A 19,128-nucleotide genomic window follows, 5' to 3' on the forward strand; every position below is an offset into this window, starting at 1 on the left:
TATCAGGAGGGATCGCATGTCCCCTGGGACAAGGGCAGGCATCCATCGGTCGTGCGGGACCACCACCAACGATCAGTCCGCAAACTACCTGCCCAAGCCCAGCCTGGGCCGGACTGCGCAAGCAACACGCGAGGATGCGAACTGCGAACAATCACAGCAGAGAAAACACCGTCCCGCAGCGACCATTCGGATGCCATTACGGACACGGCCACCGGATCTGATGGTAGGTCTCCTCGCAGGCCTGGGTGTCGGGTATTGACGTCTGATCGGCGACCGACAGGAACCGGACGAAGGACTGATTCATGGACACGAGCTATGCCGTGTTTTGTGGCATTGACGTCGGCAAATCCGAACATCATGCCGTTGGCCTGGACGACCGCGGGACTCGCCTGTATGACAAGGCGTTGCCCAACGATGAAACCCGATTGCGTGCGGTGTTCGACCATCTCGCAACGCACGGACCAGTGTTGATCGTGGTGGATCAGCCCAACACGATCGGCGCATTACCAGTCACCGTAGCCCGCGCATGCGGGCACCAGGTGGCACATCTACCGGGTCTGTCGATGCGCCGAATCGCTGATCTTTATCCCGGGCAAGCCAAGACCGACGCCCGCGATGCGTTCATCATCGCCTATTGCCGCTCGGACCATGCCACACACATTGCGACGGGTCGATACCGGCGATGACACGCTCACCGAGCTCGGCGTCCTCGTAGGTTTCGACGACGATCTAGCAGGCGAAGCCACCCGCATCAGCAACCGAATCCGTGGCCTGCTGACCAGTATTCACCCAGCCTTGGAACGCGTCCTCGGCCCTCGAATTGCCCACCCGGCAGTGCTGGAGATCTTGTCTCGATGCGGTGGCCCGACCGGAATACGGGACGCCGGCACCCGCAAAATCACAACGATTGCCACCAAACATGCACCGCGCATGGGTACCCGGTTGGTCGCCGACGTCCGCGCCGCACTCGAGACACAAACCGTCATCGTTCCGGGAACGACAGTTGCCGAGATCGTATTAACGAAATTGGCCGACTCATTGAAAACCATTCTTCAGCAACGCAAATCAATCAGCGAGGACGTGGAGAGGATGCTCGATGACCACCCTCTTTCCCAGGTCCTGACCTCCATGCCGGGCATCGGGATCTTCGGCCGGCGCACGAATCTTGCTCGAGGTCGGTGACGGTTCAGCATTCGCCTCAGCCGCTCACCTGGCCGCCTACGCCGGGATCGCACCGGTGACCCACCGCTCGGGGACGTCGATCCGCGGGGAACACCCCGCCCGATCAGGTAATCGCAAACTCAAACGCGCCCTGTTCCTCTCGGCGTTCGCCGCGCTGCACGACACCGCCAGTCGCACCTACTACGACCGAAACGAGCCGAAGGAAAAAGCACAACGCCGCCCTCATCTGCCTCGCCAGACGCCGCTGCGATGTTCTCTACGCCATGCTCAAGCACCACGAACCCATCGATCACCCGCCGTGACTGCCGCTTGACGAAAACAATAGAGACACCCCCCAAAAGGGACGGTAATCCATTCGGACACAATACAAGTGAGCACTTTTTGATGTACGGATAGCCGCACTGTTGCATCTGCGGCTGCGGCACTCATCGTATCCAGGTCCCACCGGCGAACCTATTGACTGATCTGTCAGTCAACCCTATCGTGTTAGTGGCTCGAGTCACACCAGAGCCCAATGACAGTCACTCCTCACAGCACGGTTGAGGTGGACCACATACTCAAGAAAGCAGGCCAGAAAATGAACGCAGCACTTGAAGGCCGAGTCATCGTCGTGACCGGAGGTGCTAGGGGTCAAGGGCGAGAAGAAGCGGAGCTGATGGCAAGCGATGGTGCCACGGTCATCGTCACCGATGTGCTCGAACCTGAAGGGGATTTACCTGCGGGCGTCATCTACCGCCACCTCGATGTCACCTCACCTGAAGACTGGGCCATCCTGGCTGACGAACTTGAAAAGTCCTACGGATCGATCTTCGGGTTGGTCAACAATGCCGGAATCGTCGGAGCACGGGGAAAGGCCGGCAGGCTCGAGAATATTGCGTTGGAGGACTGGAACAAGCTCATTGAGGTCAACACGACCGGACCGCTTCTGGCTATTCAGTCGATGTCGAAATTAATGACCACAGGCGAGGGGTCGATCGTCAATATCAGCTCGATCGCCGGTGTCGGTGCACATCTCGCAGCCGGTTACGGGGTCAGTAAATGGGCCCTTCGAGGGCTATCACGTATCGCCAGCATGGAATTGGGCCCCAGGGGAATCCGGGTGAACGCCATCTTGCCGGGATACATCCACTCGGACATGCAGCAACAGACTCCGCAAGACTTCATCGATGCGCATCTGAGCCTGATCCCGTTGGGCCGTGTCGGTGCTCCCACCGACGTAGCACCACTGGTTTCGTTCTTGATGTCCGATGGCGCCTCGTGGATCTCCGGTGTCGACATCCCCGTCGACGGAGGAGCTGTGGGCCACGTGGGACTTCGGATCATCTCCGACGCCATGACCGCCGCCACCAACGGCGCCTGACCGAAAAGTCGATCGCCTCCACCTTTCAGCGCTCCTCCTGCCGAAATCAGGTGGCTTACCGTTTGCCAGCGTGGTTCGACTCCGAGCAAGGGCACACGGTTCTATATCTCTCCGAAGGAGCTCCATGACCACAGGTACCCGCACTGCACTTGTCGACAAGTTCAGCTACCCGCTAGACATCGGAATGCCCGACACAGATATCAAAGCAACTAAGGCCGCGTTGCGGCAGTTCACGCTGCATCGACTTCACGCCTACGGAATCGAGATCGGCGACGGCCTGCGGTTGATGGAATTAGCCGCAGAGAACAATTCCTGGAGCCGATCAGCGACATCTCTCGCCGATCAAATCCTCGCCCGCGCCGAAGACCCTGAACTACCCAAAACCGTGCAGGGCCAAGCAGCATTATTCGCCCGGGCCTCGGCCCTGCAACGCATCAGCCAAGTCATGGACGTCGAGAACACACCAGAGCGACGAGCAACTTACCTCGCCGCGGCGGACAATTTCACACGCGCACGGGCACACGACTCCCGCTACGAACATGTCGTCATCGACACGGCCGGCGGTCCGGTGACCGCATGGGTGATCACGCCCAACACTGCGGGTCCACATCCTGTAGCGCTTGTTCACGGAGGCGTCGACGGCTGGTCGATGGACTGGGAGGGCACCGCCCTACCACTCGTCGAGGAGGGTTTTCTCACGGTAATCCTCGATGGACCCGGCCAGGGCGAAACACGCTTCGTCTACGAGCACTACCTGACACCTGATTGGCTCGACTCCTACAAGCAAGTGTGCGAATACCTCCTCATACGCGCTGCTGGAATGCCCGTCACCGCTGTGGGGAACAGCATGGCCGGCGCGCTGGTCATCCTCATCGCGTCGAAATATCCGATCTTTGCCGCGGTGTGCAGCAATGGACCGGTCATCTCGATGGCCTCGACATTGGTACGCCACAGCTACGCGAAGAAACTCTCGACATTCTGCGGCACGAATCCCCCAGATAAGCAGGTACGGGCGGTATTCGAATCCATGGAACTATCGGTGGACCGGATCCAACTCACGTGTCCGTACCTGCTTCTCCAGGGAGACTCCGACCCCATGGTTTCGCTCGCGGACGGCGAGCGCCTGTTGAAACAAGTACCTGCCGCTGACAAACAGATGGCGCTGTTCGAACGCGGCGAACACGTGATCAACCGCTATCCCGCCGATAAACACCACATCACCCGCACCTGGATGCGGGATCGCGTCGACCGTGCATTGCTCGCCGCATCGACACCTCGAATGTGAAACCCCATCAGACTGGAGATCCGAACGATGACCAACCACAGGAACGAACGACATGCCGAGATCGTGGCTCTGCTTCGTGACGGCGACGCCCCCAGCCAACTGCTCACGCTATGCGAACTCACCGAAGATCTCAGTTTCATTGAGCGTTGGGGTTCTCACATCACCGGCGCGAACCCGTGGGACCACACTTTCACCGACACCGCGCTCGACGCGATTCACGGCCACCTCGCCGATGCCATTCTCGACTGCGACATGGCCACTGAACCAGCCCAGCCGCTGGTAGACACCTTGCTCGATCACGCCCGCGGGGCGGTGCTGCCAGCTGCCGAACATGCCATGTTGTACAAAGAGATGGGGCTTTTCGAGACCGGCGAGGTGGAGTGGTCCGCTGATCGCCCCTACCATGCCGATGAATTTCGTGTGCTGATCATCGGCGCGGGGCTATCCGGGATCGTTGCGGCTCGTCGCTTCAAACGGCTGGGAATCGCATTCGAGGTCGTGGAGAAAAGCGACAACTCCGGTGGAACCTGGCACCACAACACCTACCCCGGATGCGGCGTCGACATCGCCAGCCACTACTTCTCCTACTCATTCGCCCCCAATTCCCAGTGGGAGCGTTACTACGCCAAGCAGCCTGAGATCCTCGCGTACCTTCGTCGGTGCGTGGAAACTGAAAAGCTCTCCGACTCCATCAGCTACAACACGGAAGTCCTGTCTGCGGAGTGGTCGGAACACGACCGTATGTGGCTGGTGACGACTCGCACAGCCGACGGACGAGCACGAACGATTCGCGCCAACATCGTGGTCAGTGCGACCGGACTGCTCCACCGTCCCAGCATTCCTGACCTCCCCGGTCTGGCGGACTTCGAGGGCCCGTACTTCCACGCCGCCGAATGGGACCATTCGGTCAAGGTAGAGGGTAAACGAGTTGCGCTGATCGGCACGGGCGCCAGCGGAAACCAGATCGGTCCGGCAGTGGCCCCAGTCGTCGAGAACCTCACCGTCTTTCAACGAAGCCCCCAGTGGAACGTCGGCGTCCAGAACTACAGTCATGACGTCTCCGCCGGCGAGAAATGGTTATTGGCCAATGTGCCCGCCTATGCGCGCTGGTTCCGTGCCCGCACCCTGCTCTCGCAGAACGATGTCATGCGCCCAGCCCAGACAGTTGACCCCACGTGGAACAGTGACGACGGCTCGATCAGCGCCGAGAATGCCCGGATGCGCGAAGCTCTCACCCAGTACATCGTTGACGAACTCGGTGACCGCCAAGACCTTCTGCCGAAGGTGCTACCCGACTATCCACCCTTCACCAAGCGAATGCTGCGCGACAACGGCTGGTACCGAATGTTGCGACGCGAAAATGTCGAATTGGTGAACTGTCGAACCCCCCGTTTCGACGGGGACGCAATCATCGACGACGACGGACAGCGCCACCCTGTAGACGTCGCCGTATTCGCGACCGGATTCGAAGCGTCGAAGATGTTGGCCTCGTACTCGATCTACGGTCGCGGTGGGCAGTCCATTCGCGACGTGTGGGGCGACGACGACCCCCGTGCCTACTTAGGAATGACGGTGCCCGGCTTCCCGAACTTCTTCATCATGTACGGCCCCAACACCAACATCGGGACCGGCGGAAGTATTTTCTTTCAAGCCGAGGTCTGGTCGCGATACATCGCAGACATGGTCAAGACCATGATCGAACGCGACGTCGACGTCATCGAGGTCACCGAGCATGCCTCCAACGACTACAATCACCAGCTCGACCAGCGACTCGGTGAGATGGTCTGGTCCGTTTCCCCGGCCGGTACCTGGTACCGCAACAGCACCGGTCGCGTCACCACCAATATGCCGTGGACCTCCTTCGAATACTGGGCCATGACCCAGAAGGTGAACCTCGACGACTTCACTCTCACCAGTGACAACACAACCTCCCTTTCCGAAACCGCCCCGCCCCGGTAACGGAGCCCTGACATCGAAGGTTGACCTCCATGACTCTTCACGGCGACACTGAAACCATTCCTCCTGACTCGCTACCCACTGTGGAACGCTCCCACCGCCGGGCGTGGGCCGTCACGGCCATGCTCGTTGCCTTGGCCCTGGTGAACTGGGCCGACAAAGCCGTACTCGGTCTGGTCGCCGTCCCATTGATGGAAGATCTGAACATCAACGCCAGCCAGTACGGTCTGCTGGCCAGTTCGATCTATTTCCTGTTCTCCCTGGCCGCGGTTGGAGCCGGATTCCTTGCCAACAAGCGCAGCATGAAGTGGCTACTGTTCATCATGGTCGCGATCTGGTCGGTCAGCCAGTTCTCAATCTGGTTGGCTCCGGGTTTCGCAGTCATTCTGATATCGCGGATCGTGCTCGGTCTCGGCGAAGGCCCGTCAGCCGGCCTGTCGTTTCACACGGCCACCCAATGGTTTCGAGACAACGAACGTACCTTTCCCATCGCGCTGCAAAACGTCGGCGCCTTCGGCGGTATCGCCGTCGCAGCACCAGCACTGACCTGGGTCATCAGCAACCACGATTGGCACTGGGCTTTCTTCGCTGTAGGTGTCGCCGGAATTGTCTGGATGGGCATCTGGTACTTCGTGGGCAAAGACGGCCCGTACACCGGATCAGCGAAGAGCGCCGAACTGAGCGGCTCCGTTTTCGAAGGAACCGGCAGAGTTCCCTACAAGACCCTGCTGCTGAGTCGCACCTACATCGGTACCGTCTGCGTGGGTCTGGCCGCCTACTGGGCGCTCGCCATCGTTTCAGCCTGGCTTCCCGCATTCCTACGCAAGGCACAGGGCTACTCGGCGCAAGGAGCATCGACCATCGTCATGTCGGTATCCTTGACGGCAATCTTCTTCCTCATCACTCAGGCGTTCACCACCCGAACCATGATGAAAAATGGCGTCAGCAGTCGCTTCGCGCGTGGATTCATGGCCGCCGGCAGCGTAACCCTCGCTGGCATCTTCATCGTCATCAGCACGCAACTCGCCCCAGGCATCTGGCAGATCGTCGCGCTCTGTATCGGTTTCGGACTCGGCCTGGTGGCGTTCACCACCGGGGCAACTTTGATATCGGAGTTCGTTCCTGTCCTTCAGCGCGGTGCCGCGCTGGGCATCTACGTCGCCGTCATCACCCTCAGCGGCGTCATCTGCCCGACTGTGTTCGGCTGGATCGTCGACGCGGCGGGCGATGGCTCGGGCTACACCGAAGCATTTATCGTTTCCGGCGTTCTCGTACTAATCGGTGGAATCGCCGGTCTGCTACTGATCAATCCTGGCCGAGAAGCTGATCGAATCAGGCGATTACTGCAACCGAGCGACCCTATCGGACACTAACCTGCCGTCGGTGAATACTGGGGCACTTCAGCTTTCGGAAATGAAGTGCCCCAGCTCCGCCATCTGCTCATCCGTCAGCTCCATACCGCGAGCCAAGGTTTCCTTGAAGAACATCCACCCGAAATTCATGCACACCTCCCGCACGATGTGCGCCTTGGCTTCCAACTCGGACACCTCGGGATGATGCGCAAGAATGGCTTCGAGCTCGTGATTAAGTACCGGATATGTCCAACCCAGCGAGTTGTAGGACGCACCGCCATCCGCGGAGAAATTTGCTGCGGCACGCCACCACATTTCGTGCCCTTCGAAAGTCAACCGCGGCAAGGCAACAGAGCGATCCACAGTGTCGTCACGGTGCTTGATGTAGCCGGAAGTCAGTTGCTGCATAGCCTCGAGGAACAGCGCATCCTTGGACTCGAAATAGTGATAGATCAACCCGTAATGGACCCCTGACTCCTTAGCGACCTGTTTACCCGTGATGCCGCTCGGCGGACGTTGGGCAAGCAACCGCTGAGCTGCTCGGACAAGCTCGGTCCGCGAGTCCGTATCACCGCTGACCTTGTCCGCAGTAGTCACCTTTTTCGAACCTGTCACCATTCGACCCCTACCTCTCGCCCGGCGCACCCTTCACTGGCACAGTTACCGACACCCTCACAGTACGCCTGTTCGGGTCTATTCAATGGCTGTTCGGGTGTATTCTTTTCCCGTGACGATACGGGGTTTGTCGATAGGCGAGTTCGCCGCCCGGACGGGTTACTCGGTGAACACCATGAAAAGCTATCGCGCCAAAGACATGTTGCCACCAGCCGATTTTCAAATAGGTTCGATCGACGGGTGGCTACCCGAGACGGTCGACCGCTGGGCATCGACCCGCCCGGGTCGAGATAACAAATGTTCCCCCCGTACTCACAACCAGGTCGACGACAAATTTACCGGCCCCTTCCGATCGCAAAGTAGGTGAACCGGTGCGATCGACGGTGAGACTGGGCGGGCCGCGACGCCCCAAAGCAACGCCGCACCGCCTGCGCGAGGGATCAGTGAGAGCACCGAGTTGCGCACTGCCAGGAGGTCGACCACTTTCGTTGCACCCGATGAACTTCGGGTCCGGCAGGCTTCGGAGTTAGTGGCGCCGACCGTTCGATGTTCTGAACGCTCAGCGCGATTGACTTTCGAACTAGCTCGACGTGACCACCCTGTTGGAACCTGCGCAAACTAGGCGTCCGCTCGGGATTGTACGAACACGATGAGGGCAGCACCTGCCAGACCGCGAGGGCGACAAGGATTTTGACGACGGGGTGATCGAGCGTGCCCAGACTAAGCTACCGGGGTTGCGGAGTTGATTCCTGCCGCCGGCAGTAAATGCGAGTTGAAATCTACGAGTTGTTCCGTCCAACAATCTATTTCAGTGCGTAGTGACACTTACCAGCTTGTCGGCAGAAAAATTGGCGCTGAAGCCGGATGGTATACAGAGCGTTGATCTGGCCAAGTCCACCATCGAATCCTCGACTCTTTCTCCCCCCGCTGCGCCATAAATCCGTGAACGCACTCAAAAGTTGACTTTCGTGTGACCCGTCCAACATGATTGTGTACGCACAGCGAAACATATGTACGCATTGCGTACATGACAAGCCTGTGCAGTAAGCCTGATGTCACGCTTGGAAAGGCGAACAATGAAAAACTCGGTTCTTCGCACACCGCTTCGCACCCGCAGGATTGCGCTCGGCCTCGCAGGCGTCGTGTGCGTGATGAGCGCGGGTTGCACATCGTCCCAATCTCCCGAGGCCGCACCGGTTTCCGGCTCCAACGGGCCGACAACTACCGAAACGGTAAGCCAGCACCCAGCTGCAACGACGCCGAGCGGCAACGAGATGCGGGTGACCTTGCTTGGAACCGGCAGCCCAGTCCCGAGCATCACTCGTTTCGGCATGTCCACACTGGTCCAGGCCAACGGACTGAATTTGGTCTTCGATGCAGGACGCGGCGCAACCACTCGGCTGACGCAAGCTGGCGTCCCCCTGGGACAGATCGACGGAGTCTTCCTGACCCACTTCCATTCCGATCACGTCAACGGCCTGTCCGACATGTGGCTGAGCGGGTTCATCCCGGCGCTCGGCGGACGCGAAGGCAACTTCGACCTGTACGGACCGATAGGCGTGAAGAATATCGGTGACGGGCTCATGCAGACCTTCCGCAACGACGTCGACGTCCGGGTCGCGGACGCCGAAGTGGACCCTGCCACGACGGGGATCGTTTCCCACGAGTTCGAAGCTAACCGAGTCATTTTCGATCGCGATGGAGTCGCCGTAACCATGTTCAAGGTGCAACACGACCCGAACAGCGCCATCGAACCGGCCGTCGGCTACCGCATCGACTACGCCGACAAATCTGTACTCATCAGCGGCGACACCGTGCCGGTTGAGAACGTGATCCGCTACGGCACAGGCGTCGACGTACTGATTCACGAGGTCGCCGACTTCCAAGACCCCGCCGCCCTTCCTAAGGTTTACGCACACCACACCAATCCACGACAGGCAGGCGAAATCTTCACCGCAACCCGCCCAGGCATGGCGGTATACAGCCACATCGTCAACGGCATCCCGGGACGGGTAGCCGGCATCCCGGACGAAACCCTGATCGAACGGACCCGAGAGAGCTACGACGGACCCTTGACCGTCGGTCAGGACCTCATGAGCTTCCAGATCACCGACGATGAAGTCAACATCAGCCAGCCCTGACCTTCGCCAAGACCATCCATCACCTCGCGCATCACGCACACTGAGGACCAGCGGGAACATACGAAGGCAAACAGTGCTTGACGCGACAACGAACTTTGCCCTCACCGCGGCACCCCAATACGGACGCACATCCTCCGGGCCGCGCTAGTACACCTCACGCCATGGCACGAGTTCAACCGTTCGATGAGAAAAGCCTTGCTGTCCACTGCTGCCTCGACCGGACGGGCGAGGTGCGCCAGACGTCCGGCATTCCACTAAGGTCACGCGGCGAACACCGAAACCGATCGCCACAACGACCCTGGCGACCACGCGAAAGTCCTCCACAGCGTCCGCGTCGGTGACATCCACCGAACGGAGGCAGGCAGCACCCGCCGGTTTCTCCGGCGACCTCATCGTTGGCAAAGACTTGATTTAGATCAGCGTCGGAGAGCAAACCGGTTGATCGATGCCGTGCCTGCTCGGGGGCAGGAACCGGTAGTAGCACCAATCCGTGACGCGGCGCATCACACCAACGTCAACGCCGCCGAACAGACACTGCGGCGGTGCCAAGTAACGCGCCTGCTCCTGGCAAGGAATCAGCGACCAAATCCTCGGCGTTCTCCCCGAACAATGCTAGCTGGCGATGCAGTCCCGAAACTCCTTATTCGGTCACGCCCTCAGCGTGCGCTGCGGCCGCGACTGCTTCCGCAACTGCGGTCGCCACGCGAGGGTCGAGTGGGCTCGGAACAATCTTGTCCACGGCCAACTCGTCGCCGACCACCGACAGGATCGCCTCGGCGGCAGCGAGCTTCATACCTTCGGTGATGCGACGGGCACCGGCGTCGAGCGCGCCCTTGAACACACCGGGGAAGGCAAGCACATTGTTGATCTGGTTCGGGAAGTCACTGCGGCCCGTAGCCACGATCGCCGCGTACTTCGACGCCGTCTCCGGGTGAATCTCCGGATCCGGGTTCGAGAGCGCAAACACGATCGACTCGGGAGCCATCGACGCGATGAGCTCCTCGGGGATCTTGCCCGCCGAGACACCGAGGAAGACGTCCGCTCCGGCCAAAGCCTCGACGGCACCGCCGTGGACACTGCGCGGGTTGGTGCGCGACGCCAGCTTTACCTTGATCTCGTTGAGGTCGCTGCGCTCGCTGGAGATGATGCCCTTCGAGTCGAGCACGACGACATCGCTGATACCGGCGGCGAGCAGAATGTTCGCACACGCGACACCCGCTGCACCCGCACCGGAGATGACAACCTTGAGCGTGGTGATGTCGCGGCTCTGCACCTTCACGGCGCCCTTGAGCGCAGCGAGAACCACAATCGCGGTGCCGTGCTGATCATCGTGCATGACGGGGCAGTCAAGTGCCTCGATGACCCGCTTTTCGATCTCGAAGCAACGCGGCGCCGAGATGTCCTCGAGGTTGACCGCGCCGAAGCTCGGACGCAGACGGATCAGGGTCTCGACGATCGCGTCGGGATCGGTGGTGTCGAGCACCAGCGGGATGGAGTTCAGTCCGGCAAAGCTCTTGAACAGAGCGGACTTGCCCTCCATGACGGGCAACGATGCGCGGGGTCCGATATCGCCCAGACCGAGAACCGCCGTGCCGTCACTGACGACGACAACCAGTCGGTTGGTCCACGTGTAGCGATCGGCAAGGGTCTCGTCAGCTGCGATGGCGCGGCTCACCTGAGCCACACCCGGCGTGTACGCGATCGACAGAGCGCGCTGCGTATCGAGCGGCGTGGTGGTCTCGACCGACAGTTTGCCACCGACGTGAGCGGCAAAGATTTCTTCGGACGTGAGCTCCGCAGTGGACTGCGAAATTCGAATTGAATCGGGTAGGACGGACACGGGTAGCACTCCTGAATGTTTGACAGCTGGCGAAACTATGTGCAGTCGACGACAACGTTAGGCACGACGTCCATCACCGAAAGTGTTCTTGCAGAGCACTACCGATGACCGACACGCCCCCCGGGCCTAGCTATTCCACGAATGGACAGCCCACTGTCTGCCGTCACCATGGTTCCCGTCATAGCAACCGAATCGGTACGCGAAGCAAGCATGGTGAACAACCCGTCATACGCACTGACCGGGGCAATTTCCTGAGTGGGCAGCATGTTCACGGTGCCTTCGAGGACTGAGTCTGCCATTTCTTGACCGAGTGATTCGGTTCCACGTAGACGTGTTGGAGCGACACCGGGCGCTACCCCGTTGACCCGTACGTCCGGCGCAAGTTCGTAGGCAAGTTGGCGGACAAGTCCGTGTATCGCATGTTTTGATGCCGTGTAGAGCGCACCGCCACCTGCTGCGTTTGTACTCGCGAACGAACCGGTAAGGATGACACCACCTTTCGATTCGATGAGTGCGTCCAGGCATGCCCGCACCCCCAACATCGGGGCCAGTACATTGACGCCGAACAGTTCATGGAACGCATTCGCCAAATGGGCACCCGAAATTTCTTCCAAAGGTCGGGCATTGTCGGTAATACCGGCATTGCCGACGAAGAGATCGATCCGGCCCCACGTGTCGAATGCCACCTTGGCTGCAGCGACATTGCCCTCCCACGTCGCGACATCGGCGACCACAGGTATGACCGTTTCACCGAATTCAGCGCGCAACTCCGTCACGGACTCGGAAATATCGACGGCAACGACACACGCCCCTTCTGCGAGGTAACGCGTCACCACCGATCGGCCGATACCCGCACCCGCTCCGGTGAAGACAACAACCTGCCCGTCCAAAACACCCATTCCGAACTCCTATGTTCAATCCGTGCAATGTGGTGACGTCGGAATCCTCCAACGTCACCAGATACGTTGCAGTCCTGTCAAACTCAGACGCACCATCACATCTGCGGTGCCGTCGACAACCCGTCTCCCGATACCTCACGCCCGACGGGGCCACCATCGGCGCCGGAGCGGTCCCTGCGAGTGAGGAAATGGGCCACCACATACGACACCACTGCCAGAACCAGAACAATCAGCTGCGCCGACTGGTTCAACAGCGCAGGCACGCTGTCGCTTTCGAGAAGGTAAATTCCGATCAGTGACGGCACGATCCAGGCGAACAACCCGATGCCGACGGTAGGTAGCTGCGCATCGTCGATGACAGGTCCGAAACGGCGATCGCGTACGTTCAACGCGAAATGCGTGAGGACAACGCCCACCCAGCCCACGACCAGAACACCCTGCCAGTTCAGAGCCGTCTGCAAATAGTGAAAGACGTTGGTCAACATCAGCAGGAAGACAACCACCGATACCGCTGATACCCAGAATATGCGTGCGAGGCGGATCGACGAGAAGGTACTGAGAATTCGTTCGAGGTTGGTGGTGGACAGGTAGTAGTTGACGCTGTTGACGCGGGTTTGTGACACAACGATGAAGAGCAATCCGAAGAATCCGATACTGGCAAGAATGGCTTGAACCACACCGACTTCCGACGCCGGCTCGTTGGGGAGCACCGACTGAACGAGATAGATTCCGGCAATTCCGTTGACGACGAAGAGCCCGATGTAGAACACCCAGCCGAATGTCACACGCTCGTGAAATTTTTCGTCCTCGATCTTGGCGAAGCGTGCAAAGTCAATCGTGGCCGGCATGTTTACGAAGAGACCGAGGTAGAGAATCATGCTCAACAACCATCCGGGAAGGGATCGTGCCACGTCCGGCACAATCCCGGCCGAATCCAGCCACGCGGAGTCTCCCCCGAACTTCACATACGCAGCGATAACTGCCGCCGCCAGCCCGATCACATAGAACGGCAACAGAATTCCGTTCAGCTTGCCCATCCACGACTGAACACTGCCCAACATCAGCGGCATCATTGCCAAGACGACCACGGCGTACCAGATACGGATGTCGCCGGCACCGAAGTAGAGATGGAATGCCGTGGCGAGCGTGCTCGATTCGAAGACTGCGTAGTACAACGTGGTGGCTGCCAGAAGGAGCGCGGTCAGCGCCGATCCCCATTTCCCGAAGATCGTCTTTGTCAACAATGTGCTGTTGAGGCCGAGTCGTATACCGAGTCGTGTCGTGAAAATATTGATCACCGAGTAGACCACTGCCGACAAGATGATCGCCATAATCGCGTTCCTGGTTCCGTACAGACTGGCGGCCAGCGCGCCGTAGAACAGCCAGACCATGGCTGACAGCAGAGACCAATACGACATGGTCACCTGCCAGCGCCCCAGGCGGACACTGCTCGGAACCGGCGACGCACTGAAGTTTGCGTCGTCTGCTTCGGACCTGCCGGCATGTGGTGTCGGGATTGAGGGCATTGCACTACCTCCTAAAGTGTGTACAGAAGTGGATACATTTACTGGAAGTCTAGAGTTATTTCACGAAAATGGAAGACCTAATACCGCAGGAAATTTCTTCGAAATAGACAGTGCGCCAATCAAATAGCGAGGAACATCCGACGACATCAATCCCGCCCGCTACTAGTTCACGAATTCGAAACCAACCTGAAAAACTCACGAAGCAGCGCCGCATTCGGCGTGCCTGTCACTCGGGCGCCGCTGGACAGTCTTGCCGCTGGGCAAAAGTGTGCGCAAAAGTGAATACAATGTATAGCAAGGTAGAAGGAGCGTCATGCAAAAAGAAGATTTCGGATGTAACAGTCAGATTCGCTGGTACCAACCCTCGACTGCGTCGTCCGAAATGCACTCAACACGCGCCCCACCGCTGATGTTTCCCGTTTTGTTCCAGGCAACAGGCAAAATGTATGCAGAAGGTCGACTCCGGATAACACATGAGGGATTACCGATGACAGCCAATACTTCGCGCACCCGCTCCGGAACCACGGTCGACGAACTGTGCAGCACGCTACGCGAACGCATCATTACAGGTGCACTGACGCCGGGTCAGCGGATGTCCCAGGAGCAACTGGCAGCCGAATTCAAGGTCAGCCGAACCCCGCTCCGCGAGGCGTTACAACGCCTCGAAGCGGACGGACTACTCGTGGCTCATGCCAACCGCGGCATGCACGTGGCACCGATCGTCAATTCGGAGACCGAGCAGAACTACGCCCTGCGCATTCTGGTCGAACCGCCAACCATCGCGGCGATCATCGAGAGCCTCACGGACGACGACATCAAAACGATGCGTACGGCACTCGATGAAATGAGAAACCATCGCGGGCACAGTCGCCACTTTCAACAGGCCCACCAGAGATTCCACGACGTCGCACTCACCAGATATCCCTCCTCGTTCAGTGAACTCACCAGATCACTGCACACCATGATCTACCGCCACCAAAGCGTTTATCTCTCACACCAGCGAACTCCGGACGATTTCATCGACCTCGACCAGGATCTTCTCGAGGCCATCATCGCTCGCAATGCGGTGTCGGCCAGGCGCATCATGGAGTTCCATCTCACTGACGCTGCCATCGGACTCGTACTCGATGCCGATCCCGATCACGAGTTCGATTCGCTGCTGATTGCTCTACGCGGTCGCGAGATCGTCATCGAGCACGACGCACTCGGAAGAATCAATCGACCCGCGAAGATCTATTGGATCGACTCCGACCCAGTCCTTCCGGCTCGAATGACATCGAACCTCATCCTCACCTACGCACCACAACCGAGTCGAAAGAAAGTCAGATAAGGCGCGAAACGAAGAATGCGCTGTGTACTGCGTCGAATACCCTTCCCGGCGACACCGCCGACCCAACCACGTGAACGTCAAACCCCCTCCCTCGAAGGGTTTCCCCAAAATCTTTGTCCCCGGAAACTCGACCGAGGGCTAGGACTACGACGTCGGCATCTATCAGTTCGTCACCCCCGCCGCACTCAACCAGGACACCGTTGGCAGTTACCGCCGTCACTCGTGATCCCAGTCTAGTATTCACTCCTGCTGCATCGAGAAACAGCGGAAGACGCTCGGTATCGGTGAACACTTCGCCTCCTCGCATCAGTGATGGCCCTTGCTCGAGCAAAGTCACAGATGTTCCCGGCAGTTCGGCAATGCGCAGCGACACTTCGCATCCCTGCAAGCCGCCACCGATCACGACGATTTTGCCGGCGAGGGGTGTTGCAGCGCGCACATCACTCGCCTTGACCACGACGATCCCGGTATCGATCGGAAAGTCAGCTTCTCGAAGGGGAGCGCCCGTGGCGAGAATAATGGTGTCGAACCCGCCATCAGTTAATTTGTCCACGTCCGCCGCGACCGGCAACACGGTGACGTCACGTCGCACCACCTCGTGAACCAAGTGCTTCACAAGCGCCGAAAGATCCTGTTTGACAGATGATCCTGAAGCATGACCCAGGAGGCCACCTAGTTCTCTCGGTTCGAAAAGTATTACTTCGTGGCCTCGATCCCGCAGCAGTGCGGCGCTACGCAGACCGGCAGGGCCCCCACCGACGACAGCAACCTTCTTTGGATCTGCGGATGTGGTGACCGGATAACGCCCTTCTTGCGTGACGCTCGGGTTGACACTGCATCCGGTGCTCCGGCCAGTGTTCAATCCCCTGTGTAGGCAACCGTCATTGCAGCGGATACACGGGGTTATCTCGAGAGTTCTACCTTCCCTCGTCTTTCGTGCCCAGTCCGGATCCGCCAACATGGCTCGCCCCAGCGAGACAAAGTCAGCGGAACCCGATTGCACAATCTCCGCGGCAATGTCCGGCGTCACCAACGACCCCGAGGCGATGACGGGGATGAACACGGCTTTTTTGATCATCTCCCATCCCCACCGGTGCGGCGCACGAACCTGATACCACGGGCTCACCTCCCACTCCATCCCTGCGTGATGACCCCCGGACGCATGGATTACATCCACTCCGTGCGCCTCCAGGAGCCTGCACAACGCTACGATCTCCTCGATCGGAAACCCATCGTCCTCATAGTCCGTCACCGAAACCCGGACGCTCAGCGGGAATTCGCGCGGCACCGCCGCGCGGATCGAATCGACAACTCGAATAAGCAGCCTGGATCGGTTCTCGAAGCTACCGCCGTACTCATCAGTTCTCGAGTTGGTATGTGGTGAAAGGAAATTGGTAATGAGATAGCCGTGACCCGCGTGCACTTCGACCAGATCGAAGCGAGAGGCGAAGGCGCGTGCCGCCGCCTCACCGAAAGCCAGAACAACGCCGTCTATTTCCTCGATCGTCATGGGAGTCGGAACAACGCCGTACTGGGCCTCGACTTCATCCCACGACGAATTCGATGCGGACTTTATCGGCGCAGTGCCGAGGAACTTCTGCCGGCCGCCATGCGCGATCTGCAGGCCCACCTTCGCTCCGGTTGAATGAACCTCGTCTGCAAGCGATCCCAATCCGGATACGTGTTCTCGCCTGCTCACACCGACCTGATTGTGAATCGCCTTGCTGGCATCGTCATCGATATAGCTGTATTCGACCATCACCAACCCGACGCCGCCCTCCCCAAGGCGTCGGTAATGATCGATGGTCCTTTGACTGACCGTGCCGTCCGAATTCGCAGTCGCGGTACTCTGCGGGGATTTCACGATTCTATTCGAAACGTCAACGGTACCAATGCGGCCAGGGTTGAACAGAGCTTCAAAACTCACAGGAACTCCTAGTGGGTCAGCGCCTAGAACAGAGAGCGGGCGGGATCGTTGCGTTCTCAGGGCGCGAGCAGTGCGCCCGCGCGCGGGATTACCGGATCAAGTCCGAGACTGTTGAGAAGCCTCCAGGTGGTCGCTGCGGCAGCGGACACCACCGGTATGTCGAACTGCTGCTGCAGAATATCGAGTACCGGCAACGAGGGCATCTGTACACAGGCGCTGATCACCAGAGCATCGGCACCGGATGTGTCGACCCGCTTAGCATGCTCGATCAAATTCTGAGGATCCAAGCGCCCCACTTCGAGGTTGTTCGCAACTTCGAGACTCAGTGAATCCACAACTGTGAATCCCTGGTGCTCGATGTACTCACACACCGTTGCTGTGAGCGGCTTCATGTACGGTGTGACCACTGCAATGTTCTTCACACCTAGGTGTGCAAGACCTTCAGTCAGGGCTCCGGCCGACGAGAGTACCGGAATATCCACTCCGCTTTCTTCTTTCGCGATTCGCGCTAATTTCGGTTCGGATTCACAGTGATAGCCGAGGCCTTGTGACATGATTGCGACGAGGCAGGCGTACGCCATGACATCGACTCTGGCATCAGCGAGTTCGGCCGCGCAGCGCAGCGAATCGGCATCCATCGATGCAAGCTGTTCAGGTGTCACATGCTGCATCCGCATGCGGGACGAGTGGAAGGTGAACCTCTCCGGACGCACTTCCTCTCTAGCCCGAAGCATTGCCGGGATCTCGGTTTCCATGGTGGTATTCGAGCTGGGAACGATCATTCCGACGCGGTAACTGTCAGTCATTATGTTTGTACCTTTCGTGAAATTTGCGGTGCGACTTGTCCACTCGACTCAGCTGGAGCACATCAAACCGATGGTGAGCTAACGGCCCGGACAAGCGGATCTGAACTGGATGCAAGATTGGTGGTACGAAGTGCCGGCATAGTTTCGGCATGTCCGCGATCCCACGTGATCTCTGCGAAGCCTCCGCCCCTCAACCTCTCGACGCTGTTGAGCCGGATCGCCATACCTGCAAGGGCGACCGGCAACGATCCGAACACGTGGCCCGGATCGCCGGACATGATCAGCCCCAACGCAGTATCGAGAAGATGAAACTCGAGGAGGTACCTCGCGAGACCACCGTCGTGTTCACGGACCGCTTCCAGAAACATCCCATCCGTCGTCGTGACATCCTCGACAGCCGCCGGGTGCGAGAAGTAGAGGCGCTGATGACGATCGATACGGGTCAGATGCGATTCGATCATCTCGCGCATTCCCGCCGGGCATCGACCGAGAAGCACCCGGTGGTACTCCCAATGAGACAGTTGGAATTCTCGTGGCGAAATGCCGGGGCGACGCATGTTCGAGAGCGCCACCGACATCGCGTCGATATCAGAAGCGGTAACCTCGCCGAGAATCGCCGAGATAAGTGCCGGCTCTACGAGCAACCTGACCGCATACGAATCCTCCACATCTGAGAGTTCAAGTGGCGCAACGACAACACCACGATTGGCCTGGTTGATCACCAAATTCTCAGCCTCCAACCGTCGAAACGCCTCTCGAAGCGGTGTCCTCGAAACCTCCAACTCGGCGGCAAGCTGAACCTGTGACAGACCGAGACCCGGACGATAGACTCCCGCGATAATCCGATCCCTGATAGTGGCGTACGTATCGTCAACGGCATTTCCCCGTCGAATCCCGTTACTGCTCATG

At 59.1% G+C, this 19,128-nt stretch carries 13 protein-coding genes and 1 pseudogene; 7 read left to right on the plus strand and 7 right to left on the minus strand.

Annotated elements, in window-relative coordinates; translation table 11 throughout:
* Positions 1-302 precede the first annotated feature (302 nt).
* The 5 genes and pseudogenes from FFI94_RS31220 to FFI94_RS31240 all read left to right on the plus strand — a co-directional run bounded on the left by FFI94_RS31220 (position 303) and on the right by FFI94_RS31240 (position 7,156).
* Positions 303-1,495: pseudogene (locus FFI94_RS31220) on the plus strand (IS110 family transposase).
* 264 nt (positions 1,496-1,759) lie between these two features.
* On the plus strand, positions 1,760-2,542 hold the full coding sequence (locus FFI94_RS31225) for an SDR family NAD(P)-dependent oxidoreductase (protein ID WP_138873803.1): 783 nt from the start codon (positions 1,760-1,762) through the stop codon (positions 2,540-2,542).
* A 124-nt stretch (positions 2,543-2,666) separates the two neighbouring features.
* Positions 2,667-3,827, plus strand: coding sequence for a S9 family peptidase (locus FFI94_RS31230; protein WP_138873804.1), 1,161 nt, complete (start codon positions 2,667-2,669; stop codon positions 3,825-3,827).
* Positions 3,828-3,854: 27 nt separating this feature from the next.
* Positions 3,855-5,786, plus strand: a complete 1,932-nt coding sequence (locus FFI94_RS31235; RefSeq protein WP_138873805.1) for an NAD(P)/FAD-dependent oxidoreductase — start codon at positions 3,855-3,857, stop codon at positions 5,784-5,786.
* A gap of 29 nt (positions 5,787-5,815) precedes the next feature.
* Positions 5,816-7,156 carry an MFS transporter gene (locus tag FFI94_RS31240; RefSeq protein WP_138873806.1) on the plus strand — a complete coding sequence of 447 codons (1,341 nt, stop codon included), beginning with the start codon at positions 5,816-5,818 and terminating at the stop codon, positions 7,154-7,156.
* Between the two features lie 27 nt (positions 7,157-7,183).
* On the opposite strand, the gene FFI94_RS31245 is transcribed toward FFI94_RS31240, so the two are convergent.
* Positions 7,184-7,732, minus strand: coding sequence for a TetR/AcrR family transcriptional regulator (locus FFI94_RS31245; protein ID WP_185993457.1), 549 nt, complete (start codon positions 7,730-7,732; stop codon positions 7,184-7,186).
* Between the two features lie 1,094 nt (positions 7,733-8,826).
* Between FFI94_RS31245 and FFI94_RS31255 the strand changes: the two genes are divergently transcribed.
* Positions 8,827-9,891, plus strand: coding sequence for an MBL fold metallo-hydrolase (locus tag FFI94_RS31255; RefSeq protein ID WP_221937812.1), 1,065 nt, complete (start codon positions 8,827-8,829; stop codon positions 9,889-9,891).
* 640 nt (positions 9,892-10,531) lie between these two features.
* On the opposite strand, the gene FFI94_RS31260 is transcribed toward FFI94_RS31255, so the two are convergent.
* From FFI94_RS31260 to FFI94_RS31270, 3 genes are all read right to left on the minus strand, one after another.
* Positions 10,532-11,731 (minus strand): NADP-dependent malic enzyme, encoded by a 1,200-nt coding sequence (locus tag FFI94_RS31260; RefSeq protein WP_138873808.1) that lies wholly within the window; start codon positions 11,729-11,731, stop codon positions 10,532-10,534.
* Between the two features lie 98 nt (positions 11,732-11,829).
* Positions 11,830-12,630 carry an SDR family NAD(P)-dependent oxidoreductase gene (locus tag FFI94_RS31265; RefSeq protein ID WP_138873809.1) on the minus strand — a complete coding sequence of 267 codons (801 nt, stop codon included), beginning with the start codon at positions 12,628-12,630 and terminating at the stop codon, positions 11,830-11,832.
* Between the two features lie 95 nt (positions 12,631-12,725).
* Positions 12,726-14,156 (minus strand): cytosine permease, encoded by a 1,431-nt coding sequence (locus FFI94_RS31270; protein WP_138873810.1) that lies wholly within the window; start codon positions 14,154-14,156, stop codon positions 12,726-12,728.
* A 487-nt stretch (positions 14,157-14,643) separates the two neighbouring features.
* Here FFI94_RS31270 and FFI94_RS31275 point away from each other — a divergent pair, with 487 nt between their 5' ends.
* Positions 14,644-15,486: a GntR family transcriptional regulator gene (locus FFI94_RS31275; RefSeq protein WP_138873811.1), complete on the plus strand. Its 843-nt coding sequence runs from the start codon at positions 14,644-14,646 to the stop codon at positions 15,484-15,486.
* Here FFI94_RS31275 and FFI94_RS31280 read toward each other — a convergent pair.
* From FFI94_RS31280 to FFI94_RS31290, 3 genes are all read right to left on the minus strand, one after another.
* Positions 15,479-17,413, minus strand: a complete 1,935-nt coding sequence (locus tag FFI94_RS31280) for an NAD(P)/FAD-dependent oxidoreductase (RefSeq protein WP_260684541.1) — start codon at positions 17,411-17,413, stop codon at positions 15,479-15,481. The genes FFI94_RS31275 and FFI94_RS31280 overlap by 8 nt on opposite strands.
* A gap of 56 nt (positions 17,414-17,469) precedes the next feature.
* Positions 17,470-18,219 (minus strand): aspartate/glutamate racemase family protein, encoded by a 750-nt coding sequence (locus FFI94_RS31285; protein ID WP_138873813.1) that lies wholly within the window; start codon positions 18,217-18,219, stop codon positions 17,470-17,472.
* 62 nt (positions 18,220-18,281) lie between these two features.
* On the minus strand, positions 18,282-19,127 hold the full coding sequence (locus FFI94_RS31290) for a GntR family transcriptional regulator (RefSeq protein ID WP_138873814.1): 846 nt from the start codon (positions 19,125-19,127) through the stop codon (positions 18,282-18,284).
* Between the last annotated feature and the right edge of the window lies 1 nt (position 19,128).

The organism is Rhodococcus sp. KBS0724, assembly GCF_005938745.2.
Taxonomy (GTDB): domain Bacteria; phylum Actinomycetota; class Actinomycetes; order Mycobacteriales; family Mycobacteriaceae; genus Rhodococcus_F.

Excerpts from the sequence above, each read along its gene's own strand:
- FFI94_RS31235 (WP_138873805.1), top strand. The coding sequence starts at position 3,855 with ATGACCAACCACAGGAACGAACGACATGCCGAGATCGTGGCTCTGCTT.
- FFI94_RS31255 (WP_221937812.1), top strand. The coding sequence starts at position 8,827 with ATGAAAAACTCGGTTCTTCGCACACCGCTTCGCACCCGCAGGATTGCG.
- FFI94_RS31285 (WP_138873813.1), bottom strand. The coding sequence starts at position 18,219 with ATGACTGACAGTTACCGCGTCGGAATGATCGTTCCCAGCTCGAATACC.
- FFI94_RS31275 (WP_138873811.1), top strand. The coding sequence starts at position 14,644 with ATGACAGCCAATACTTCGCGCACCCGCTCCGGAACCACGGTCGACGAA.
- FFI94_RS31225 (WP_138873803.1), top strand. The coding sequence starts at position 1,760 with ATGAACGCAGCACTTGAAGGCCGAGTCATCGTCGTGACCGGAGGTGCT.
- FFI94_RS31270 (WP_138873810.1), bottom strand. The coding sequence starts at position 14,156 with ATGCCCTCAATCCCGACACCACATGCCGGCAGGTCCGAAGCAGACGAC.
- FFI94_RS31265 (WP_138873809.1), bottom strand. The coding sequence starts at position 12,630 with ATGGGTGTTTTGGACGGGCAGGTTGTTGTCTTCACCGGAGCGGGTGCG.
- FFI94_RS31240 (WP_138873806.1), top strand. The coding sequence starts at position 5,816 with ATGACTCTTCACGGCGACACTGAAACCATTCCTCCTGACTCGCTACCC.
- FFI94_RS31230 (WP_138873804.1), top strand. The coding sequence starts at position 2,667 with ATGACCACAGGTACCCGCACTGCACTTGTCGACAAGTTCAGCTACCCG.
- FFI94_RS31290 (WP_138873814.1), bottom strand. The coding sequence starts at position 19,127 with ATGAGCAGTAACGGGATTCGACGGGGAAATGCCGTTGACGATACGTAC.